Below are 20,870 nucleotides of genomic sequence, written 5' to 3' on the forward strand. Positions count from 1 at the left end.
GCCGGTCGTCCGGCACCGGCCGGTGCGGCGCGCGATCATCGCCACGGCCGGCGTGTAACGATTTGTTAACCATTGCGGCGCACTGATTCGACCATGTACTCACAGCTCCGCCGTTACGGCTGGCGCCCTCTCCAAGCGGTCGGCCACGTCACCCTCGCCCTCGCCTTGCTCGTCTTCGGCCTCGCCTGCGTCGGAGCCGACCTCCTCGGCGGATGGGAGCGTGCCGCGCAGCTCCTCTCGGGCCAGGGCTGAGCTTTTCCGGGCGCCGCGGGGGCGACGGCCGCTTCCGGGGCCGCCCGGTTGCATCCGCAGGCTCGGCTGTTAAGCTTTGCCGTGCCGGCACGCCTCGCGTGATCCGCCGCCGTGGCCCACCGGGCCGCCCTGCCGCCGCCCGCCCCGCGCATCGTCACGGATGCCGCCAACCCGGGCCTCACCTCGCTTGCGCCGACGCGAGGCTTCTTGCGGGCCCGCGTCCCATCGGCCGTGCCGCCGGCTCGCCCGCGTCCGCGCCGGCCCGCCGCGCATCCGGCCCCCGAACCAGGACCCGACGCGATGATCGATCACCGCCGCCGCCTCCTCAGCCGCGCCGCCCTCGCCGAGGAGGGCCGCATCACGCTCCGGCGCGACCCCGACCGGGCCTGGCCCGGCGACCACAGCCGGCTCTGCGCCCTGGCGAACGACGGCGACCTGCTGTTTCTCGGCGAGGAGCCCGGTCCGCTGCCGGGCGGCGCCTGCGCGGCTTGGCGCATCACCGCGCAGGGTCGCGCCGCCCTGGGGGAGAGCCCCTCCGCCCGCCCGTAGCGGCGGCTCCCGGGGCCCGGCGCCGCACCCGTGCTTCACATCCGGCCGCCGCGTCCCCACACTGAAGGGGCGGGGCAGTGGCCCGGGCAGGCCGTCGAGGTGAGCGATGGACTACGTCTGCGACGTTCCCGGTGGGAAGACCTGGTTTCGCATCGAGACCGAGGCGGAGGCGATCCGGGAATCGGCCCTGATGGGCCATGCCGTCGAGAAGCACTTCCGCCAAGCCCAGAGCCGCGCCGAGGCGTCCTACGTGCCGCCGGCCGGCGGTCCCTTCGTCGAGGAGCGGATCGGCCTCAAGGGGCACCTGGCGCGGACGATGCCGCGCTTCTTCACCCTGCGCGACGCCGAGGGCAGCGGGCTCGCGACCGCGATGGTGCCGGCGGGCGCCGGCTGCCCGATCGTGGTCGGGATCGGCAACGCCGACCCCTACGTCGCGCACGAGGAGGCGATCCGGGGGCTCGGCACCCATCTCGGCATCCCGCTCGAGCGCAGCCGCTGCTATCCCTACGGGCGCTGACCGCCCAGCCCGGCGCCCGCGCTCACGCGGCCTCCGTGCGCGCCGTCTGTGCGCTGACGGCGAGCGGCACCGCGATCCGGCAGACCAGGCCCCCTTCCGCGTAGTGGAGCGCGACCTCGCCGGCGAGCTCCCGCTCCAGGCTCGCCCGGATCAGCCGGGTCCCGAAGCCGGTCCGGCTCGGCGGCACCACCGCGGGGCCGCCGCTCTCGCGCCAGCGCAGGACGAGCGTCCCGGTGCCCGCCCGCCCCTCCAGCGACCACTCCACCGCCACCTGGCCGGCCTCGGCCGAGAGCGCGCCGTACTTCGCCGCGTTGGTGGCGAGTTCGTGGATCGCCATGCCGAGCGGCAGGGCCACCGCGGGAGTGAGGGAGACCGGCGGTCCTTCCAGCCGGATGCGGTCGGCCCGCCCGCCGGCGTAGGGCTCGAGCTCCGCCGACAGGATGCCCGACAGCCCCGCCCCCTCCCAGTGGTTGGCGGTGAGCACGTTGTGGGTCTGGGACATCGCCAGCAGCCGGGCCTCGAAGCTGCCGGTGAAGTCGGCGAGCGAGGCCGCGCTGCGGGCGGTCTGGCGCGCCATCGACTGCACGGTGGCGAGGGTGTTCTTCACCCGGTGGTTCAGTTCGTGGATCAGCAGGTCCTGGCGCGCGTCGGCGGCCCGGCGTTCCTCCTCCTCCCGGGCGAGGGCCCGCGCCGCGGCCGTGAGCGCGTGGCTGATCGCCTGCGCCTCCCGCACCGCCGAGCCCGGCACGGTCACCGCCTCTCCCCGGCCGAGGGCGGAGGCCGCGATGGCCAGCCGCCGCAGGGGCCGGGCCAGCAGGCCGGCGGCGAACCAGCCGATGCCGGCCGCCACCGTCGCGACGACGAGGCCCCACAGCAGGATCTGCCGGCGCAGGTCGGTCACCGACGCGAAGGCGGTGCCGGCGTCCTGGCGCACCAGCACGGTCCAGCCGAGACCCGGGAAGTCGCGGTAGCCCCGGGTCGGCCGGAACCCGGTGAGGTAGCGCCGGCCGTCCGGCCAGGTCTCCGTCTCGGTGCCAGAGCGCCCGTCCCGGGCGCCGGCGACGCTCGGGAGTTCCGCCGGCACGCGGGTGCGGCGCAGGCCCTCGGGGCCGAGCAGCACCGTGCCGTCCCGGGCGAGCACCATGATGGCGAGGTCGCGCGGGGTGCCGGTGGTCTCGCGCAAGGAGGCCTCGGCCGCTCGCGCCCAGGCCCAGTCGAGATGGCCCGAGACCACGCCGACGAGCTGCCCGGCATCGTCCCGTACCGGAGCGGCGATGTCGAGCACCCGGGGCGGGTCGGCCGGGTCGTGGTGCGGGTCGATCGTCGCGAGCAGAACGACGTCGTGGACGTCGCCCACGAAGGGGCTGTGACGCCCGTTGGTGAAGTATTCCCGGTGCCCGACCTCGGCGCCTTCGAGTGCGCCGGTGCTCGTCGCCTGGATCCGGCCGTCGACGCCGACCAGCCCGATGATGGCGTAGTCGGGATAGGTCTCCTGCGCCCGCCACAGCACGCGGCGCTTGCGCGCGAGCGGGGCGGCGGGGTCGCGGATGGTGTCGTTCTCGGCCAGGATCACGATGTCGCGCCAGCGCTCGAACAGGCCGCGGTCGAGCCGGCCGGCCATCATCCCGGCGACGTCGGCGAGCTCGGCCTCGATGCGCGCCTCGAGCCGCTGGCTCGCCACCCGGGACGCCACCAGGGCGAGCACCAGGGTCGCCACCAGTCCCACGGTCCCGAGACCGAGCGCCAGGAAGACACGGAGCGGCGGCTGCGGCACGGGACGATCCGCGAGAGGGGAGGGCGCGAGGGGCGAGGGGCGGGATGCCCTGCAGGTGCGGGCCGACCTTAGCCCAAGGCGAGCGCCCGGAGATAGCCTCGCCTTGCCCCGCTTCCCCGGCCCCGTCCTCGTCGCGCGTGCGGGGTGCGGGCGCGGGGCTCAGCCCGGCTCGATCATCGCCCGGACCTTGGCGGCGAAGGCGTCGATGGCGAAGGGCTTCGTGATCATCCGCATGCCCGGCGCCAGGTGGCCGTTGCCGAAGGCGGCGTTCTCGGCGTAGCCGGTGATGAACAGCACCCGCAGCCGGGGGCGCGCCGCCAGCGCCTCGTCGACCATCCGGCGTCCGTTGAGGCCCGGCAGCCCGACATCGGTGACGACGAGGTCGATCCGACCGGGCGCCTCGAGGATGCGCAGGCCGGTCTGCCCGTCGGGCGCCTCGATCACCCGGTAGCCGAGCTCGGTCAGGGTCTCGCCGACCAGCGCCCGGACGGTCGCGTCGTCCTCCACCACCAGTACCGTCTCGCCATGCTCGGCCCGCGGCACCGGCAGGCCCGCGGTCGGCGCGGGCTCGTCCGCGATCCGGCCGAGATGGCGGGGCAGGTAGAGCTTGACCGTCGTGCCTTGGCCGAGTTCCGAGTAGATCCGGACGTGCCCGTCGGACTGCTTGGCAAAGCCGTAGATCATCGACAGGCCGAGGCCGGTGCCCTCGCCGATCGGCTTGGTGGTGAAGAACGGGTCGAAGGCCCGGGCGATCACGTCGGGCGGCATGCCGGCGCCGGTATCGGTCACGCTGACGCAGACGTACTGGCCCGCCCGCACCCCGATCTCGCTCGCCACGTAGGCGTCGTCGAGATGGGCGTTGGCGGTCTCGATGGTGAGCCGCCCTCCCTCCGGCATCGCGTCGCGGGCGTTGATGCAGAGGTTGAGGATCGCGTTCTCGAGCTGGTTGGGGTCGCACAAGGTCAGCCACAGGCCGCCGGCCACCACCACCTCGAGCTGGACCCGCTCGCCCAGCGTCCGGCGCATCAGCTCGTCCATCGAGCTCACCAGGCGATTGGCGTCGACCGCCCGTGCCTCGAGCGGCTGGCGCCGCGCGAAGGCGAGCAGCCGGTGGGTGAGCGCCGCGGCGCGCTGGGCCGAGGCCATGGCGAGGCCGGCGTAGCGGGTCAGGTTCTGCGTCCGGCCCTCGTTGATGCGGGTCTGCATCAGGTCGAGCGAGCCGACGATGCCGGTGAGCAGGTTGTTGAAGTCGTGGGCGATGCCGCCGGTGAGCTGGCCCACCGCCTCCATCTTCTGCGACTGGCGCAGGGCCTCCTCGATCCGGGTGCGCTCCTCGATCTCCGCGGTCAGCCGGGCATTGGCCTCGGCGAGCGCCGCGGTGCGCTCGGCCACCTCGGCCTCCAGCGCCTCGCGGCGCTGGCTCAAGGTCTCGCGGGCCCGGACCTGGTCGTCGATGTCGGTGCAGGTGCCGAACCAGCGCTCGATCGCCCCGGTGGCGGGGTCGCGGATCGGCATCGCCCGGCCGAGCACCCAGCGATAGACTCCGTCGCGCCGGCGCAGGCGGTACTCGATCTCGTAGGGCTCGCCGGTGGCGAGCGAGTGGCGCCAGCGCCGCCAGGCCTCCGGCTGCTCGGCGGGGTGGAAGATCGCGTTCCAGCCCTCGCCGTCGGTCGAGCCCTCCGGCATGCCGGTGAACTCGTACCAGCGCGGGTTGTAGTAGTCGTGGTAGCCGTCCGGCAGCGTCGACCACACCATCTGGGGCATCGATTCGGCGATGGCCCGGAACTTCAGGGCGCTGTCGGCGAGCGCCGCCCGGGCCTCCTTCTCGGCGGTGATGTCGACGCCGAGCAGCTGCAGGTCGGCGATCCCGCCGTCGGGTCCGCGGCGCGGCACGTAGCGCACCAGGGCGTGGCGCCCGTCGGCGCCGGGATGGGGTGCCTCGAACGACACCGTCTCGCCCGCCAGGGCCCGGGCGAGGAAGGGCCGGCGCGCCGCGTAGGCCGCCTCGCCCAGGATCTCGCGCAGGGACCGCCCGACGGTCTCGGCCGGCGCCCGCCCGAACCACCGCGAGAAGTTGCCGTTGGCGAAGCGGCAGATCTCGTCGCGGTCGAGGGCGGCGATCAGGGCAGGGGCGGCCTCGGTGATGCTGCGCAGGCCGTCGCGGTCGGCCCGTGCCGCGGCGAGGTCCGCGTGGAAGCCGATCTCCCGCGCCGCCTGCCGGCCGAGGGCGACGAGGGCCGCCGCCGCCTCGGCCGACAGCCCGTCGGGCCGCGCCGCGGTATCGAGCACGCACAGGGCGCCGAGCGGCCTGCCGTCCCGGCCGGCGATGACGAGGCCGGCCAGGAAGCGCAGGGCCGGCGAACCGGCCACCGCCGACAGCTCGGCGGTGCGCGGGTCCCGGGTCAGGTCGGCGACGACGATGGTCTCGTCGCCCGCGAGCCGGCCGAGGATCGCCGCCTCGTCCGGGACCAGGCCGGGCGGCAGCGGGCCGCAAGCCGGCACCCCGGGCCGCAGGACCATCGCGTAGGCGGTGCCGCAGACCGTGCGGGCGAGGCGGGCGGTGTCGACCAGGCCTTGCTCGGCCAGATCAGGCCCACCCGAGGCAAGCCCGCCCGAATCATGCCTGCCCGAGTCGCGCCCGGCCGCGCCCTGCCGGTCGGCCGCTTCCCTCTCTGTGCTGTCGACGTGCCTGCTCATCGTCCGATCGTCGCGGCCCCGCATCCCTCGTCCTGACCTTGCCGACCTTGCGGCATGGCCGATAGACGGGCCGCGCCGCGCAGGCAACCGGCGAGGGCCGGGCCCGGTTTCCGGGCCGTCAGGGTGTCGCCCGCGCGGGAGCCGCCCTGCGGCGCGATGACCGGCCCGGCCCGGTTGCGGAATCGGGCGCTGCGCGGTAACTTGTTGATTATGTTGTAGTTTTCAAAAGTTCTAATCTGAGAGCGGTGGGCGGGAGCAGTTCCCTCGGCGCTCCACGGATCGGGTGCCCCGTCACAGCATGATCGTCTGTTCCTGCAACGTGCTCTCCGATGGCCAGGTGCGTGCCTGCCTCAATCCCGGCCCCGGCTGCCCGCGCACGCCGGCGCAGGTCTATGCCTGCCTCGGCTGCAGCCCGAAATGCGGCCGCTGCGCCCGCACCATCCGGGGCATCCTCGACCGGGCGCTGGCCGACACCCACGCGGCCTGCACCACCACCTGCGGGGCGGCCTGCACCCTGAAGGAACTGGAGGAGGCCGCCGCCTGACGACGGCCCCGCTCTATCGCGGTCAGGCGAGGATCACTCGACTTCGGGCTCGATCTTCTCGAGACCGCCGATGTGGCGCTGGGCGTAGAGCGGCAGGCCGACCTGGCGGATCAGCTCCTGCTGGGTCTCGAGGAAGTCGATGTGGCCTTCCTCGTCGGCGGCCAGGTCCTCGAAGAGCTGCTTCGACACCCGGTCGTTGATCGAGTCGCAGTACTTCGCGGCCTCGAGATAGAGGCTGCGGGCCTCGACCTCGGCGGCGAGGTCGCACTCGATGATCTCCTGCACGTTCTGGCCGATCCGCAGCGGGTCGAGCTCCTGCAGGTTCGGGAAGCCTTCGAGGAACAGGATCCGGTCGACGAACCGGTCGGCGTGGTTCATCTCCTCGATCGACTCCTTGCGCCAGAACTTGGCGAGGTCGATGTAGCCCCAGTCGTTCAGCATCCGGAAGTGGAGCCAGTACTGGCTCACCGCGGTCAGCTCGCTGCGCAGGCCGCGGTTGAGGTACTCGACGACCTTGGCGTCACCCTTCATCGCTCGATCTCCCGTATCGATCGTCCGTCGGGGCCGGCGATGCCGGCCCATCCGGTGCCTTAGCTATCAGCGAACGTGACGCAGGGCCACCGCGGCCAGATCCTTACACCGCTTTTGGTCGGCGCAGCGATCCCGATGCTCACGCCTCGCTGCACGCGAAGGCGTCGAGGTCGAGGGCGTGGCCGGCCCGGTCGCGCTTGGCCGTCAGGTAGCGGATGTTCTCGGGCGTGATCCGGCCGAGGGCCCGCTGGGTCTCGACCACCGTCAGGCCGGCGGCCTCCAGGCTCGCGGCCTTCTCGGGGTTGTTGCTGACGAGGCGGACCCGGGTCACGCCGAGCGCCGTCAGCATCGCCGCCGCGAAATCGAACCGGCGCTGGTCGAGGCCGAAGCCGAGGGCCTCGTCGGCCTCGTAGGTGTCGAGCCCGCGCGCCTGGAGGTCGTAGGCGCGGATCTTGTTGGCGAGCCCGTTCCCGCGTCCCTCCTGGTCGAGGTAGAGCACGATGCCGCCGCCGTGTTGCGCCATCCAGCCCGCGGTACCGCGCAGCTGGTCGCCGCAATCGCACTTGAGCGAGCCGAACAGGTCGCCGGTGAGGCAGGCCGAGTGCAGCCGCACCGCCACCGGCTCGGACAGGTCCGGCCGGCCGATCACCACCGCCACCTGGTCGCGCAGGCCCTCGCCGCCGCGGAAGACCACGAACTCGCTGTCGGGCGCGCCGGCGAGCGGCACCGGCGCCCGGCTCACCGGCCGCAGGGCGGCCGCCTGCCGGGCGGGATAGCGGGCGACCGCCCCTGCCTCGACCGAGAGCGTGCCGGGAGGCGCGGCCTCGCCCGGCACCACCAGCACCGCCGGCAGCACCTGGGCGAGCGCCATCAGGGCGAGCGCCGCCTCGTCGCCGGCAGAGGCCGGGGCCACCGGCGCGTCGATCCGCCCGTCGAGGCGCAGGGCCAGGATCTCGATCCGGGCCGGATCGAGCGCCGACAGGGCGACCGCGCCGGGCTCCGTGCGCTCGGGGACGCCGAGACGGCGCAGGCGCGGCGCCGGCAGGACGAGGCGGGCGCCGGTGCCGGCGAGCGGCGCCAGGAGCGCGGTCGTGGTGTCGTCGAGCGCCTCCGCCGAGAGTGCCAGCACCGGATCGCGGCCGCGCAGGGCCACCGGCCGGCCGGCGCGGATCTCCGCCAGCGCCCGCTCGACGTCGATCTGGTCCCGGCCCGCGGCCGGGTCTAGGATGCTGCTGCTCTTCATCGTGACCGACATCATCGACCCTGACAGAGGCGGCCCCGGCGCCGTCGTGGCGGGAGACCGTGCGGTGGACCCGGGACGCACGCCGCCGCGGTTGCACCTGCACCGCACGGCATGTGGGAAGTCCGGTTCCGCTTTCCCCGGATCCCTCCATCAACCTTTCGCGATTGTCCAGGTTAGCCATACACCCCAGGAGTGAGGCCGCATGACGCTCCGTGCCACCTACGCCCCGTCCCAGAAGGCGCTGCACTGGGCGGTCGCCGCCCTGGTCCTCGTCCTGGTGCCGATGGCGCTCGCGATGGCGAACTGGCCGGACGGCGCGGTGAAGAACGCCCTCTACGAGTGGCACAAGTCGGTCGGGCTCACCGTGCTGGCCCTGGCGCTCGCCCGCCTGCTGGTGCGCGCCGCCCGCGGCGCTCCGCCCTTCGTCGCCGGCCTGCCGGCCTGGCAGCGCCGGGCGGCCCGGGCCTCCCACCTCGCGCTCTACGTCCTGATCGTGCTGGTGCCGCTGCTGGGCTGGGCCGGCACCTCGGCCTGCTGCGCGCCGGTGATGCTGTACTTCACGCTTCCCCTCACGCTGCCGGTCTCCGGCGGGATGCCGGTCGGCGAGGCGATCCTCAAGGTGCACCAGGTCGCGGCCTTCACGCTCGTCGCCCTGGCGCTCCTGCACGCCGGCGCGGCGCTGCACCACCACCTCGTGCGGCGCGACGGAACGCTGCGGCGGATGGGGTGGGGGAAGGCGGGATGATCGACGGTCGAGGTCGCGGCACGATCCTGGTGTCGTGCGCGATGTCCCGCCGGCAGGACCGACGATCTCGCCGGCGTGGGGATGCGGCTACGGACGGGCGGCGAGAGACCGTTGCTTAACGATACATCTTTCCCCGATCGCAGCCATTTGCCGGGCATCGTCGCTCCCGCCCGGTCCGCAGGGCGGCGCCTGGCGACGGGACGTCCGCCGGTGGACGGGCGTCGTCGATGCGCGGCAGCGGGTGGACGACGCGCTCGCTCGGACTTTGCGGGTCCCGGCGACGCGTCGGTAGCACCCGGATCCGACCGGCCGGCGCGATCGTCTCGCGTGATCACCCTCTCGCGCGCCCGTCGTCCCGGGTGCTCCTGGAAGAGAAAGCTGCCATGGCGTTCGAGAACGAGCGGTCGATCCACCCGGTGATCCTGTGCGGCGGATCGGGCACGCGGCTGTGGCCGGCCTCCCGCGAGAGCTTTCCCAAGCAGTTCATCCCGCTCGCCGAGCCCGAGCGCTCGTCGTTCCAGGCCACTGCCGCGCGGCTCGGCGATCCCGCCGTCTTCGCCCGGCCGACGGTCGTCACCGCCAACGACGCCCGCTTCCTCGTCGCCGAGCAGCTCGCCCAGGGCGGGATCGAGGCCGACATCCTGCTCGAGCCGTGCCGGCGCGATTCGGCCCCCGCGGTCGCCGTCGCGGCGCTCCACGCCGCCGCACGCGATCCCCAGGCCCTGGTGCTGATCCTGCCCGCCGACCACGCGGTCGGCGACGACGCGGCCTTCGCGGCGGCGGTGCGCGCGGCCGGCGCCGGGGCGCGGGCCGGGCACGTCATGACGCTCGGCATCACCCCGACCAACCCCTCCACCGCCTACGGCTACATCCAGCCCGGCGCCCCGCTCGCGGGGGCGGCGGGCGAGGGGGGCGCCTGCGCGGTCGCCCGCTTCCTCGAGAAGCCGGACGCGGCCCGCGCCGCGGCCCTGATCGCCGACGGCGCCCTGTGGAACGGCGGCTACTTCCTGTTCCGCGCCGACGTGATGCTCGACGAGCTCGAAGCCCACGCCCCGGCGGTTCTGGCGGCGGCCCGCGACGCGCTCGAGGGCGCGACCCGCGACCTCGACTTCGTGCGCCTCGATGCCGAGGCCTTCGCGCGCGCGCCGCAGATCTCGATCGACTACGCGGTGATGGAGCGGACCGAGCGGGCCGGCGTGCTGCCGGTTCGCTTCCCGTGGTCGGACATCGGCACCTGGGGCGCCCTGTGGGAGGTGTCGGACCGGGACGGCGACGGCAACGCCGTGCGCGGCCGGGTCGCCCTGCGCGACACCCGCGACAGCCTGGTCCACTCCTCCGGCGGGATCCTGACCACGGTGGTCGGCCTCGAGGGCGTGGTGGTGGTGACGACCGACGATGCGGTGCTGGTGACGGGCCGCACCGCCGGGGCCGAGGTGAAGGGCCTCGTCGAGGACCTGCGCCGCCGGGGCGAGCCGGAGGCGGATGCCCACCGGCTGATGTACCGGCCCTGGGGCTCCTACCGGCGCATCGACATCGGCGGGCGATTCCAGGTCAAGCGGATCACCGTGAAGCCGGGTGGGCGGCTGTCGCTGCAGAAGCACCACCACCGGGCCGAGCACTGGGTGGTGGTGCGCGGCACGGCCGAGGTCACGGTGGACGGGGTGGTGCGCCTCGTCCACGAGAACGAGGCGGCCTACCTGCCGATCGGCTGCGTCCATCGCCTGGCCAATCCCGGCAAGATCCCGCTCGAGCTGATCGAGGTTCAGGTCGGCAGCTACACCGGCGAGGACGACATCATCCGCATCGACGACGTCTACGGCCGCTGACGGAACGACCGCGCGGACAACGACCTCCCGGCGTCGATCGGTGCCGGGGAGCGCGAGGCGGCGGTCGGTGGGGGTGGTCGGGTCGCCGCAATGCGGCCGGCGGCTGTCGTCGGCCGTGCATCCCGAGCCGGCGCGGGATCGTCCGCCCGTGCGGGGTCGGGATCGATCCGCGTCCCGGCGTGACACCCGGCCGCCGCCACGAATCTCCCGGTCGGTCGCACGAAGCGTCCGGGGTAAGGTCGATCTGTCCTGTGGAGGGGCGCTCGATCCCGGGCCACCTGGGGCTCGCGGGGCGTCGCTCTACGGATGAGCGGAATGCGCCATGGATGGCGGAGACGGAGGGATTCGAACCCTCGAAGCCCCTTTCGGGGCTTGCTCATTTAGCAAACGAGTGCCTTCAGCCGCTCGGCCACGTCTCCGGTGGGCCAACGCTCTAGGGAATCGGCGGGGCGCGGTCAACCGGTTTCGTCGGGGCGACCATGGCGGGAGATGATCGCCCTCAGGCCGCCTCGCGCATCGCCGCGAGGCCGAGGCGGACGTGGTCGCGAAACAGCCGGACCCGGGCCGGCAATTCGCGGCCGGCGAGGCTCACGGCGCGCAGCACGCCGCCGCGGCTCGCCCAGTCGGGCAGCACCGGCACCAGGGCGCCGTCCCTCAGCGCCTGGGCCGCCACCAGGCTCGGGATGTGGCCGATCCCGGCGCCGGCCCGGGTCAGGCGCAGCACGGTGGCGTAGTCGGTGGCGCGAACGGCCGGCCGGGCGGTGATGTGGCCCTCCCGGCCCTGCCCGTCGGACAGCCGCACCGGCGCGGCTCCGAGGCGCTCGCGCGAGAGGATCAGGTCGTGGCCCGCGAGGTCGTCGAGGGTCGCGGGGGCGCCGCGGGCCGAGAGGTAGGCCGGCGCGGCGTAGAGGCCGATCATCAGGTGCGCCAGCACCGGGGCGCGGTAGCCGCCATCCTGCCCCTCGCCGCTGCCGAGGCGCAAGGCGAGGTCGATGCGGTTGGCCGCGAGGTCGAGGCGGGTGTCGGTGATGAGGAGGTCGATCGTCACCTGCGGGTAGCGCACCCGGAAGCTCGCCACCAGGTCGGGCATCACCTCGATGCCGAAATCGATCGAGGTGGTGACCCGCAGGTGGCCGCGGGGCAGGGTGCGGGCGTCCCGGGCCGTCTCCAGCGCCCCGTCGAGGAGCGCCAGGCTCTCCTGCGCCTTGGCGTGGAAGGCCAGGCCCTCCACCGTCGGCGAGACCGCCCGCGGCGTGCGGGCGAGCAGGGTGACGCCGAGCTCCCGCTCCAGCCGCGAGACCCGGCGCGAGATGCTGCCCTTGGTCTCGCCCAGGATCTCAGCCGCCTGTGTCACGGTTCCGTGATCGACGACCGCACAAAACGCCCTCACGTCGGAGAGCGCACCCCGGAAGGTTTCCGAACCAGCAACCATGTGTCCCGGTTTAGCGGTCTTACGCCCGCGACGGAACCGGCTTAAGCCCAGCGCCGCACGAGGGGTTGCGAGTGCGGAGGACCCGATCGGGGCCCCGCGCGACCCCGACGACACGGAGTGTTCTCGTGAAGCTGTCCGTCCTCGCCCTCGGCCTCGCCGCCGGTCTCGCCCTCGCCGCCCCGGCCGTGGCGCAAGGGGCCGCGACCCGTGACCCCGCCCAGATCCAGGCGGGCACCTACGTGGTCGACCCGAACCACACCCAGGCCCTGTTCACGGTCAACCATTTCGGCTTCTCGCCGTACACGGGCATCTTCTCGGACGTGTCGGGCAGCCTCGAGCTGCAGCCGGCCAAGCCCGCCGAGAGCCGCCTGAAGGTGACCGTGCCGGTGAAGTCGCTCTACGCGCCGAGCCAGCACCTCGTCGACTCGCTGAAGAGCGACAAGTGGCTCGACGTGGCCCAGTTCCCCGAGATGACCTTCACCTCGACCAAGGTGACGCCCGAGGGCAAGGACAAGGCCAAGGTCGTCGGCGACCTGACCCTTCACGGCGTGACGAAGCCCGTGACCCTCGAGGTGACGCTGGTCGGCGCCGGCGCCAACCCGATGAACAAGAAGGTCACGGTCGGCTTCGAGGCCAAGGGCACCATCAAGCGCTCGGATTTCGGCGTGAAGACCTTCGTGCCGGCGATCAGCGACGAGGTCCACCTGGTCCTCAACGGCGCCTTCGAGCGCAAGGACTAATCGGGTCGGAGCCGAAGGCGACATCGTCATGCACACGGTCGCGACGCCCCGTCGCTACACCCTCGTCGCGATCGTGCTGCACTGGCTGATCGCCCTCGGCATCCTGGTCCTGCTGGGCCTGGGCCTCGCGATGACGCGCGGCCCGCTCTCGCCGATGGACCGCTTCGCCTTCTACCAGTGGCACAAGTCCGTCGGCCTCACGGTGCTGGTGCTGATGGGCGTCCGCCTCGCCTGGCGCCTGTTTCACAAGCCCCCGCCGCTGCCCGCGGCGATGCCGAAGGCCGAGCGGCGGGCGGCGTCTGCGGCGCATCTCGCGCTCTACGGCCTGCTTCTCGCCATGCCGCTCGTCGGCTGGGCGATGGTCTCGGCCTCGCCCTACAACATCCCGACGGTGCTCTACGGGGTGATCCCGTGGCCGCACCTGCCGGTCCTGCCCGAGATGCCCAACAAGGCGGCGGTCGAGGGCGTGCTGAAGCTCGTGCACAGCACCGGCGCCTGGCTGCTGATGGCGCTCCTCCTCCTGCATGTCGGCGCGGCCCTGCGCCACCACCTCGTGCTGCGCGACGACACCCTGTGGCGGATGCTGCCCCTGGTGCGGCGCGCGAGCGCGAAACCCGAGGTTTCCTCGCGATGATCCCCTTCCGCCTCGCCCTCGCCCTCGGCTTGTTCGCCGCCCCCCTCGCCGCGCAGGCTGCCGACTGGACCGTCGATCCGGCCAAGAGCCGCATCGGCTTCTCGGGCACCCAGGTCGGCGCCCCCTTCAAGGGCCGCTTCACCCGCTACGACGCCAGGATCGACTTCGATCCGGCGAAGCCCGAAGCCGGCAAGGCGGTGGTGCTGATCGACCTCACCAGCGCCGAGACCGGCGACAAGCAGCGCGACGAGGCGCTGCCGCAGGCCGACTGGTTCAACACCAGCAAGGACAAGCAGGCTCGCTTCGAGGCGACCCGCTTCGTGGCCAAGGGCGGCGACGCCTACGACGCGGTCGGCACGCTGACGATCCGCGGCCTGCGCAAGGACGTGACCCTGCCGTTCACGCTCACGGTCTCGGGCGGCACCGCCCACGCGGTCGGCCATCTCGATCTCGTGCGCACCGATTACGGCGTCGGCCAGGGCTCCTGGGCCAACGACTCGATGGTCGCCCTGCAGGTGGGGGTGGATATCGACGTGACGGCGAGCGCCAAGTCCGGCGGGTGAAAGAGTCCGGTGGGTGAAAGAGTCCGGCGGGTGAGCCGGTCCGGCTGCTGATGAGTCCGGCGGCGGACGGGCGCTTGACCCCGGCCGCGCGGGGGCGGATGACCGCGCACCGTCTTCCGGAGAGCGTGCGCACCCGATGATCGTCCGTCCCCGCCCCGGCGCCCTCGCGATCCTGTTCGCGTGGCGCGGGTCGATCCTGCCGCAGATCGCCCCGCAGGTGACCGCCATCACGGCCGTCGCCTGCCTGGTCGTCGCGACGGAGCAGGGCTGGGCCCATGCGATCCCGCTCACCGCCGGCATCGGGCCGTTCACCCTGATCGGACTCGCGCTCTCGATCTTTCTCAGCTTCCGCAACAACGCCTGCTACGACCGCTGGTGGGAGGCCCGGAAGGTCTGGGGCAGCCTGGTCGTCGAGGCCCGCGGGCTCGCCCGGCTGCTCGGGGCGCTTCTGCCGGAGGACGACGCCCGCCGCCGACGCTGCCTGGAGCGCCTCGCGGGCTTCGCCCACGCGCTGCACGCCCGCCTGCGCGGGCAGGACGACGCGGCCGCCGCCGCTCCCCACCTGCCGCAGGCCGAGCGCGGGCGTCTCGCGTCCCGCGCCAGCCCGGCCGACGCCGCCCTGTCCGGCCTCGCCGCCGATCTCGCCGGGGCGATGCGCGAGGGGACCTTGAGCGACGTGTCGTTCGGGCTCCTCGAGCAGAAGCTCGCCGGTCTGTCGGGGGTGCAGGCGGCCTGTGAGCGCATCCAGGGCACGCCCCTGCCCTTCGCCTACACGCTGCTCCTCTACCGCACCGCCTGGCTCTACTGCCTGCTCCTGCCCTTCGGCCTCGCCGCGTCGCTCGGCTGGGGAACGCCGGTGGCGACGGCGCTGGTCGCCTACACGTTCTTCGGCCTCGATGCGCTGGGCGACGAGCTGGAGGAGCCGTTCGGCTCGGCCGCCAACGACCTGCCCCTCGACGCGCTGCTGCGCGGGATCGACGGCATCGTGCAGGATGCCCTCGGCGCCCCGGTGCCGCCGCCGCTCAGCCCCGAGCGCTACTGGCTGCGGTGACGCGCGCCCGCTCAGCAGAGTTGCGCAGGGCAACTCTGCTGAGCCTTTTGCTTTTTGCATCATTTCCGCCGCCGAACCGGTGACCACTTCGGCGAATGATGCTGAGAGCATTTTCCGACGAAGTGGAAACCGGTTCGTTGGAGAAAATGCGACAAAACAAAGACTTAGAGAGCTTCGCGATTGCAACGCGATCGTGAAGCGCTCTAGGTCCCCGGCATGGTGAGGACGAGCGGCCCGTTGCGGGTCGCCACCACCGTGTGCTCGTACTGCACCGTGAGCGCCCGCGGCCGGCTGTAGAGGGTCCAGGGATCGTCCTCGCCGCTCTCGGCGTAGTCGGCGCCCAGCGACAGGAACGGCTCGACGGTGAAGACCAGCCCCTCGGTCATGATCCGGCGCTCGGAGGCGTCGGGCCAGGTCGCGATCTCGGTCGGCTCCTCGTGCAGCGAGATGCCGATCCCGTGGCTCGCGAGGTTGCGCACCAGCGTGTAGCCGTTCTTCTGCGCGAAGGCGCCGACCGCCCGGCCGATGCCCGCGAGCGGCTTGCCGGTCCCGACCTGGCGCAGGCCGGTCCACATCGCCCGGCGCCCGTCCCGGCACAGCCGCTCCACCGCCCGGGTCACCGGCGGCACCGCGAAGGACGCGCCGGTATCGGAGAAGTAGCCGTCCTTCTCGGCCGAGACGTCGATGTTGACGAGGTCGCCCGGCGCGATCCGGCGCTCCCCCGGAATGCCGTGGGCGACCTCCTCGTTGACGCTGATGCAGGTCGCGCCGGGAAAGCCGTAGACCGCTTCGGGCGCCGAGCGGGCGCCGGCCCGCTCCAGGTGCTCCCGACCGATCCGGTCGAGCTCGGCCGTGGTCATGCCGGGCTCGATCGCCCGGCCCATCGCCTCCAGGGCGTCGGCGACGATGCGGCCGATCCGCCGCAGGGCCTCCAGCTCGTCGTCGCTCGACACCGTCATCGCCATGGCTCCCGGCGCGGCCGGAAAGGGGCCGCGACGGGCCGCTTGTGCCATCGCGGCGGGGCGCGGCAAAGCCGTGATGCGCGGCGCGCGGAACGCCGCCGTGGCCGGTGGGCTCAGTAGCCCGGAACGACAGTGTAGTAGGTCCCGCCATAGGCCGGCGGATAGGCCGCCCCGACCGGCTGCCAGCCGGCGTCGCCCCACGGATCGGCGCTGCGGCCGCGCCGCGGGCGGGCGACCGGCGCATCCGCGTAGAGGCCGTTCTGCGCGTAGAGGCCGTCCTGCGCAAAGCCGTCCCGCTCCAGGCGGTCGCGCCGTGCCTCGCGCCGCGGCGAGGCACGGCCGGCCAGCGCCGTCTCGTCGCCGCCGATCACCACCCGGGTGTTGCCCATGCCCTCCGCCTTCACGAGGGCGAACAGCGTCGCGGCCTTGCCCGGCGCGAGGCGCACGCAGCCGTGCGAGGCCGGGGTGCCGAGGCGGCCGGTATGGCCGCTGCCGTGGATGGCGTGGCCGCGACCGGTGAAGAAGATCGCGTGCGGCATCGGCGCGTCGTCCCACTCGCGCGAGCGGTAATCGGCCGCCATGCGCGACGGCGAGAAGGTGCCGCGGGGCGTGTCGTAGCCGGCCATGCCGGTGGAGACCGGCCAGTCGTAGAGCGTCCGGCCGTCCCGCGTCACGGTCATCCGCTGGGTGGTCTTGTCGACCGCGATCAGGATTCCGGCCCGTGCCTCGCCCGCACCGAGGGTTGCACCGGCCACGCAGAGGGTGACGGCGAGGAGGGCGGCGCGCATCGTGGAAAGATCCCCGTTCCGGCAGGACGCGCGGGCATGATGCCACGCGCTGCCGGGACGACGTGCGCGCCGCCCCCGGGTTCCCGGGTGTGAACTGCTGAAACGCTCAGCTCTCGGCCACCTCCGGCTCCCAGCCGATCGCCCGGCGCAGGAAGGCGGCACCGAGCGCCGCGAAGGCGGCGGTCTCGGCGCTGTTCTTGCCGTGGGAATGGCCGCCGGCCTCGGGCTCGTAGAAGCGGGCATCGTAGCCGAGCGCCTGGAGCTTCGCCGCCATCTTGCGGGCGTGGCCCGGATGGACCCGGTCGTCGCGCCGCGTCGTGGCAATCAGGATCGGCGGATACGTCTTCCCGGCCTCCGCGACGTGGTAGGCCGAGATCTCTTGCAGGAAGGCCCAGTCCTCCGGGACCTCCGGGTCGCCGTATTCGGCGATCCAGCTCGCGCCGGCGAGCAGCTTGGTGTAGCGGCGCATGTCGATCAGCGGCACGGTGCAGAACAGCGCGCCGAAGCGCTCGGGATAGCGCGTCAGCATGTTGGCGATGAGGAGGCCGCCGTTCGAGCCGCCCTCGGCGGCGATGCGTCCGGGTGTCGTCACGCCGCGGCGCACCAGGTCGGCGGCCACCGCCGCGAAGTCGTCGTGGGTCAGCGCCTTGCCCTCGCGCCGTCCGGCCTCGTGCCAGCGGGTGCCGAACTCGCCGCCGCCGCGGATGTTGGCGACCACCCGGGTGCCGCCCTTGGCGAGCCAGAGCCGGCCGAGCACCGCCGAGTAGCCGGCGAGGTTCGTCACCTGGAAGCCGCCATAGCCCGAGAGGTGCACCGGCGCCTCGCCGGTCTCGCCGGCCGGGCCGGCCTGGACGTAGGGGATGCGCTCGCCGTCGCTCGACACCGCCTCGTGCCGGGTCACCACCATTCCGTCGGCCTCGAACAGGGCGGGTGCCTGCTTGAGCAGCGTCGGCGCGGCGAGATCGGGCCGGGTCGTCAGCAAGGTCGAGGGGGTGACGGGGTCGTTGGCGGCCACCATCAGGTCGCCGTTCGATTCCTCCTCCTCGCCGTCCATCGACCAGACGCTGACGACGCCGAGCTCCGGCAGGCCGGTGACGCGGCCCTCCGCCCACCCGCTCGGCGAGGGGGTGAAGACCGGAAAAACCGCCTTCAGGTCGTTGAGGATCGACAGGACCAGGTGCCCGCCGGTCCAGAAGAAGCCCTGCAGCGCCCGGCGCGGACCCGGGGTGAACAGCACCTGGAAGTCCCGCGCGCCCTCCAGGAACGCGTCGAGCCCGATGCCGAGCACGCTGTCGGCCGGATGCGTCGTGCCGCCCACCGCCCACGGCGTGCGCAGGCGGATGGCCAGGAAGCCGCGGTGCCAGTGCGCGTCGGCATCGGTCGGAATGTCGAGGCGGGTTTTCGGACCGGTGCGGTCGCCGAGCTGGATCGTGCCGTCGAAGAAGCCGGTGCGCTCGGCGAAGACCAGGCGCTCGGGGTTCGCCTCCCGGTCGGGATAGCCGTAGGCGACCATGCTGGCCGGGCCGGCGGAAAAGATCACCGGGGCGTCGAGCGGGTCGGTGCCGCGCCGCCACAGCCGCACGGTGCGGGCGTAGCCCGACGGCGTCGCGTGCTCCGGCCCGCCGAGGGGGCTCGCCAGCAGCAGCGTGTCGGGGTCGAGCCAGACCGGGATGCTCTTGGCTTCCGGCAGCGAGAAGCCGCCCTCGACGAAGGAGCGGGTCTCAAGGTCGAACTCGCGCACCACCGTGGCGTCGCCGCCACCGCGGGAGAGCTGGACGAGCGCCCGGGCGTGGCTGCCCGGCAGGCTCGCGGCGCCGCTCCACACCCAGTCCTGGCCCTCGTCGCGGGCCAGCGCGTCGAGGTCGAGGAGCACCTCCCAGGCGGGATCGGCCTTGCGGTACTCGCCTTCCGTCGTGCGCCGCCACAGGCCGCGGGGATGCCCGGCATCCTGCCACAGGTTGTAGAGGAGGCCGCCGCGCCGGGTGACGCCCGGGATCTTGTCGGGCCGGTCGAGCGCGGCCTTCAGGCCGTCGCGGTCGGCTGCGTAGCGCCCGTCGGCGTAGGCCGCGAGGGTGTCGGCGTTCTGCGCCTCGACCCAGGCCAGCGCCCGTGCGCCGTCGACCTCCTCGAGCCAGAGATACGGGTCGTCGTCCGGGGCCTGGAGGGTCGGGCGGGGATCGGGCTGGTGCGGCATGCCGGACCTCGTCGGTTCGCGAGCTTCAAAAGATCTCGCCGGATCATCTAACCCGGCGACGGGCGGGGTCCAGGCCGCCGCCGCCCGGGTGATGCGGCCGGGAAACACCGGTCCGGCGCACGCGCTGCCGTCATACGGTTGCAACAGCCGATCTGTTTGAGGGGAGGGGAGGGCGCGGGTCTCGACCGGCCCGGGAGGACCCGCATGACCGGTACCGGCCTTGCCGCCATCATCTGCCTCGCCCTCACGGTCATCAACCTCGCGAGCCTCGCCATCGCGCTGCGCCGCCTCGGCCGGCCGGACCCCGCCTCCGCCGGGCTTCAGGACGCGCCGGTCACGGTGGTGCGCCCGGTCTGCGGCCTCGAGACCTACAGCGAGGAGACGCTGGGCTCGGGCTTCCGCCTCGCCTATCCGCACTACGAGCTGATCTTCTGCGTCGCGCGCGCCACCGATCCGATCGTGCCGCTCGTCGAGCGGCTGATCGCGATGCATCCGGGCGTCCCGGCCCGGCTGATCGTCGGCGACGAGCGGGTGAGCGACAACCCCAAGCTCAACAACTGCATCCGCGGCTGGGACGAGGCGTGCCACGATTGGATCGTGCTGGCCGATTCGAACGTGCTGATGCCGGAGGACTACATCCAGCGCCTGCGCGCCGCGTGGCGGTCCGATACCGGCCTCGTCTGCTCGACGCCGGTCGGCACGCGACCGGGCAGCTTCTGGGCCGAGGTCGAGTGCGCCTTCCTCAACACCCTGCAGGCGCGCTGGCAATATGTCGGCGAGGCGCTGGGGCTGGGCTTTGCCCAGGGCAAGAGCATGCTCTGGTACCGGCCGCTCCTCGACAGCCGCGGCGGGATCCGGGCGCTCGCCGCCGAGATCGCCGAGGACGCCGCCGCCACCAAGCTGGTGCGTGCCATGGGCCGCAAGGTCCATCTCGTCGCCTCTCCCTTCGCCCAGCCGCTCGGGCCGCGCCGGGGCGCCGAGGTGTGGTCGCGCCAGTTGCGCTGGGCGCGCCTGCGCCGGGTCACCTTCCCGCTTTTCTTCGCCCCCGAGATCGGCACCGGCGCGGTGATCCCGATGCTCGCCGCCTATCCGGCGGCCGGGGGCGGGCTTGCCGGCCTCGCGGCGATGCTCGGCACCGCCGCGGCCTGGTACGGCGCCGAGTGGCGGCTCGCCGCCCGCAACGGCTGGCCATGGTCCTGGCGCTTCCCCCTCGCGTGCCTTGCCCGCGACCTGCTCTTCGTCCCGATCTGGCTCGCCGCCTGGGTTGCCCGCGACATCGTCTGGCGCGGCAACGCCATGGATATCCGCACCAAGCCGGCCCGCCTCGCGGCCGACGCCCCGGCCGCACTCCCATAGCCGAGGCCTCGTCCCAGGCAGGGGCGGGGCATTTTCTGGAAGCTCGGCCGGAGAAAGGGTGTTGACCGCCCGAAACCCCGAGCCTATACGACCACTCATCGGCGCCGGCCGCGACAGCGGCCCGGGCGCTGAGCCATCTTCGAGACAGTCCGGGCCGGCAAGCCTGACCTTGGTCAGGTGCTGGTCCTGTTTTCGCCGATGGATGCCGGGTTCGCCCGGCGCGCTCTTTGACAAGTTCATCTGAGAAAGAGAAGCGTGGACGGCGTCGTCCCTGCGGGTCGGTTCCTTCGGAACCGGTCGTGAGTAGGATGATGCTGGTTCGACGTTTCGGTGCTCACACGATCAGGCGGAAACGCCGATCGGTCGTGAGCCTCCGTTTATGTTGTGATCAGCTATGATCAGCTCTTCAACTTGAGAGTTTGATCCTGGCTCAGAGCGAACGCTGGCGGCAGGCTTAACACATGCAAGTCGA

The 20,870-nt window shown here is 73.0% G+C and carries 19 protein-coding genes, 1 tRNA gene and 1 rRNA gene; 12 read left to right on the forward strand and 9 right to left on the reverse strand.

The genetic code is table 11. From position 1 onward, the window contains the following. Window positions 1-93: 93 nt before the first annotated feature. From HPY23_RS31710 to HPY23_RS31720, 3 genes are all read left to right on the forward strand, one after another. Window positions 94-252 carry a hypothetical protein gene (locus HPY23_RS31710; protein ID WP_167543865.1) on the forward strand — a complete coding sequence of 53 codons (159 nt, stop codon included), beginning with the start codon at window positions 94-96 and terminating at the stop codon, window positions 250-252. 300 nt (window positions 253-552) lie between these two features. Continuing rightward, a complete protein-coding gene (locus HPY23_RS31715) occupies window positions 553-801 on the forward strand; it encodes a hypothetical protein (protein ID WP_060845220.1) in 249 nt (82 codons plus the stop codon). Between the two features lie 106 nt (window positions 802-907). Continuing rightward, window positions 908-1,318 carry a hypothetical protein gene (locus tag HPY23_RS31720; RefSeq protein WP_060845219.1) on the forward strand — a complete coding sequence of 137 codons (411 nt, stop codon included), beginning with the start codon at window positions 908-910 and terminating at the stop codon, window positions 1,316-1,318. A gap of 22 nt (window positions 1,319-1,340) precedes the next feature. Here HPY23_RS31720 and HPY23_RS33965 read toward each other — a convergent pair whose 3' ends face one another. Next, window positions 1,341-3,092: a sensor histidine kinase gene (locus HPY23_RS33965; RefSeq protein ID WP_091890827.1), complete on the reverse strand. Its 1,752-nt coding sequence runs from the start codon at window positions 3,090-3,092 to the stop codon at window positions 1,341-1,343. A gap of 159 nt (window positions 3,093-3,251) precedes the next feature. Next, complete coding sequence (locus HPY23_RS31730) at window positions 3,252-5,789, reverse strand: PAS domain-containing protein (RefSeq protein ID WP_236012628.1); 2,538 nt, start codon at window positions 5,787-5,789, stop codon at window positions 3,252-3,254. 298 nt (window positions 5,790-6,087) lie between these two features. Here HPY23_RS31730 and HPY23_RS31735 point away from each other — a divergent pair, with 298 nt between their 5' ends. Further along, on the forward strand, window positions 6,088-6,333 hold the full coding sequence (locus HPY23_RS31735; RefSeq protein WP_060845217.1) for a (2Fe-2S)-binding protein: 246 nt from the start codon (window positions 6,088-6,090) through the stop codon (window positions 6,331-6,333). Between the two features lie 33 nt (window positions 6,334-6,366). Here the strand turns inward: HPY23_RS31735 and bfr are convergent, their stop codons facing one another. Beyond that, the gene (gene bfr, locus HPY23_RS31740; RefSeq protein ID WP_048435018.1) at window positions 6,367-6,864 is read right to left on the reverse strand and encodes a bacterioferritin; all 498 of its coding nucleotides are present in this window, start codon (window positions 6,862-6,864) and stop codon (window positions 6,367-6,369) included. A 139-nt stretch (window positions 6,865-7,003) separates the two neighbouring features. Then, window positions 7,004-8,107 (reverse strand): GTP cyclohydrolase II RibA, encoded by a 1,104-nt coding sequence (gene ribA / locus HPY23_RS31745; protein ID WP_236012629.1) that lies wholly within the window; start codon window positions 8,105-8,107, stop codon window positions 7,004-7,006. A gap of 202 nt (window positions 8,108-8,309) precedes the next feature. Between ribA and HPY23_RS31750 the strand changes: the two genes are divergently transcribed. Continuing rightward, the gene (locus tag HPY23_RS31750) at window positions 8,310-8,852 is read left to right on the forward strand and encodes a cytochrome b (RefSeq protein WP_060845216.1); all 543 of its coding nucleotides are present in this window, start codon (window positions 8,310-8,312) and stop codon (window positions 8,850-8,852) included. Between the two features lie 383 nt (window positions 8,853-9,235). Then, window positions 9,236-10,678 (forward strand): mannose-1-phosphate guanylyltransferase/mannose-6-phosphate isomerase, encoded by a 1,443-nt coding sequence (locus HPY23_RS31755; protein ID WP_091890830.1) that lies wholly within the window; start codon window positions 9,236-9,238, stop codon window positions 10,676-10,678. A gap of 327 nt (window positions 10,679-11,005) precedes the next feature. Here the strand turns inward: HPY23_RS31755 and HPY23_RS31760 are convergent. Continuing rightward, window positions 11,006-11,097 (reverse strand) — tRNA-Ser (locus tag HPY23_RS31760). Between the two features lie 80 nt (window positions 11,098-11,177). Continuing rightward, the gene (locus tag HPY23_RS31765; RefSeq protein ID WP_091890833.1) at window positions 11,178-12,110 is read right to left on the reverse strand and encodes a LysR family transcriptional regulator; all 933 of its coding nucleotides are present in this window, start codon (window positions 12,108-12,110) and stop codon (window positions 11,178-11,180) included. Between the two features lie 125 nt (window positions 12,111-12,235). Here HPY23_RS31765 and HPY23_RS31770 point away from each other — a divergent pair, with 125 nt between their 5' ends. The 4 genes from HPY23_RS31770 to HPY23_RS31785 all read left to right on the forward strand — a co-directional run bounded on the left by HPY23_RS31770 (window position 12,236) and on the right by HPY23_RS31785 (window position 15,098). Then, on the forward strand, window positions 12,236-12,850 hold the full coding sequence (locus HPY23_RS31770; protein ID WP_063919981.1) for a YceI family protein: 615 nt from the start codon (window positions 12,236-12,238) through the stop codon (window positions 12,848-12,850). Window positions 12,851-12,878: 28 nt separating this feature from the next. Then, window positions 12,879-13,484, forward strand: a complete 606-nt coding sequence (locus HPY23_RS31775; protein ID WP_091750621.1) for a cytochrome b — start codon at window positions 12,879-12,881, stop codon at window positions 13,482-13,484. Then, complete coding sequence (locus HPY23_RS31780) at window positions 13,481-14,047, forward strand: YceI family protein (RefSeq protein WP_091750625.1); 567 nt, start codon at window positions 13,481-13,483, stop codon at window positions 14,045-14,047. The genes HPY23_RS31775 and HPY23_RS31780 overlap by 4 nt, the downstream gene beginning before the upstream one ends. Window positions 14,048-14,183: 136 nt before the next feature. Then, on the forward strand, window positions 14,184-15,098 hold the full coding sequence (locus HPY23_RS31785; protein ID WP_091890836.1) for a bestrophin family protein: 915 nt from the start codon (window positions 14,184-14,186) through the stop codon (window positions 15,096-15,098). A 203-nt stretch (window positions 15,099-15,301) separates the two neighbouring features. Here HPY23_RS31785 and map read toward each other — a convergent pair whose 3' ends face one another. From map to HPY23_RS31800, 3 genes are all read right to left on the reverse strand, one after another. After that, complete coding sequence (gene map / locus HPY23_RS31790) at window positions 15,302-16,057, reverse strand: type I methionyl aminopeptidase (protein ID WP_091890859.1); 756 nt, start codon at window positions 16,055-16,057, stop codon at window positions 15,302-15,304. 116 nt (window positions 16,058-16,173) lie between these two features. Continuing rightward, entirely contained in the window at window positions 16,174-16,848 is a 675-nt protein-coding gene (locus HPY23_RS31795; protein ID WP_091890839.1) for a L,D-transpeptidase, read from the reverse strand. Window positions 16,849-16,954: 106 nt separating this feature from the next. Next, window positions 16,955-19,042 (reverse strand): prolyl oligopeptidase family serine peptidase, encoded by a 2,088-nt coding sequence (locus HPY23_RS31800; RefSeq protein WP_091890842.1) that lies wholly within the window; start codon window positions 19,040-19,042, stop codon window positions 16,955-16,957. Between the two features lie 204 nt (window positions 19,043-19,246). On the opposite strand from HPY23_RS31800, the gene HPY23_RS31805 reads away from it, so the two are divergent. Together HPY23_RS31805 and HPY23_RS31810 are read left to right on the forward strand one after the other, a co-directional pair. Beyond that, window positions 19,247-20,398: a glycosyltransferase gene (locus tag HPY23_RS31805; RefSeq protein WP_091890845.1), complete on the forward strand. Its 1,152-nt coding sequence runs from the start codon at window positions 19,247-19,249 to the stop codon at window positions 20,396-20,398. A 407-nt stretch (window positions 20,399-20,805) separates the two neighbouring features. After that, a 16S ribosomal RNA gene (locus HPY23_RS31810) occupies window positions 20,806-20,870 on the forward strand; the annotation flags it as partial.

It is taken from the genome of Methylobacterium ajmalii, from assembly GCF_016613415.1.
Taxonomy (GTDB): Bacteria; Pseudomonadota; Alphaproteobacteria; order Rhizobiales; family Beijerinckiaceae; genus Methylobacterium; species Methylobacterium ajmalii.

Bases quoted from the DNA above. Each gene is read 5' to 3' on its own strand.
- HPY23_RS31710 (WP_167543865.1), top strand. From the start codon at position 94: ATGTACTCACAGCTCCGCCGTTACGGCTGGCGCCCTCTCCAAGCGGTC.
- HPY23_RS31715 (WP_060845220.1), top strand. From the start codon at position 553: ATGATCGATCACCGCCGCCGCCTCCTCAGCCGCGCCGCCCTCGCCGAG.
- HPY23_RS31720 (WP_060845219.1), top strand. From the start codon at position 908: ATGGACTACGTCTGCGACGTTCCCGGTGGGAAGACCTGGTTTCGCATC.
- HPY23_RS31730 (WP_236012628.1), bottom strand. From the start codon at position 5,789: ATGAGCAGGCACGTCGACAGCACAGAGAGGGAAGCGGCCGACCGGCAG.
- HPY23_RS31735 (WP_060845217.1), top strand. From the start codon at position 6,088: ATGATCGTCTGTTCCTGCAACGTGCTCTCCGATGGCCAGGTGCGTGCC.
- bfr (WP_048435018.1), bottom strand. From the start codon at position 6,864: ATGAAGGGTGACGCCAAGGTCGTCGAGTACCTCAACCGCGGCCTGCGC.
- ribA (WP_236012629.1), bottom strand. From the start codon at position 8,107: ATGAAGAGCAGCAGCATCCTAGACCCGGCCGCGGGCCGGGACCAGATC.
- HPY23_RS31750 (WP_060845216.1), top strand. From the start codon at position 8,310: ATGACGCTCCGTGCCACCTACGCCCCGTCCCAGAAGGCGCTGCACTGG.
- HPY23_RS31755 (WP_091890830.1), top strand. From the start codon at position 9,236: ATGGCGTTCGAGAACGAGCGGTCGATCCACCCGGTGATCCTGTGCGGC.
- HPY23_RS31765 (WP_091890833.1), bottom strand. From the start codon at position 12,110: ATGGTTGCTGGTTCGGAAACCTTCCGGGGTGCGCTCTCCGACGTGAGG.
- HPY23_RS31775 (WP_091750621.1), top strand. From the start codon at position 12,879: ATGCACACGGTCGCGACGCCCCGTCGCTACACCCTCGTCGCGATCGTG.
- HPY23_RS31780 (WP_091750625.1), top strand. From the start codon at position 13,481: ATGATCCCCTTCCGCCTCGCCCTCGCCCTCGGCTTGTTCGCCGCCCCC.
- HPY23_RS31785 (WP_091890836.1), top strand. From the start codon at position 14,184: ATGATCGTCCGTCCCCGCCCCGGCGCCCTCGCGATCCTGTTCGCGTGG.
- map (WP_091890859.1), bottom strand. From the start codon at position 16,057: ATGACGGTGTCGAGCGACGACGAGCTGGAGGCCCTGCGGCGGATCGGC.
- HPY23_RS31795 (WP_091890839.1), bottom strand. From the start codon at position 16,848: ATGCGCGCCGCCCTCCTCGCCGTCACCCTCTGCGTGGCCGGTGCAACC.
- HPY23_RS31800 (WP_091890842.1), bottom strand. From the start codon at position 19,042: ATGCCGCACCAGCCCGATCCCCGCCCGACCCTCCAGGCCCCGGACGAC.
- HPY23_RS31805 (WP_091890845.1), top strand. From the start codon at position 19,247: ATGACCGGTACCGGCCTTGCCGCCATCATCTGCCTCGCCCTCACGGTC.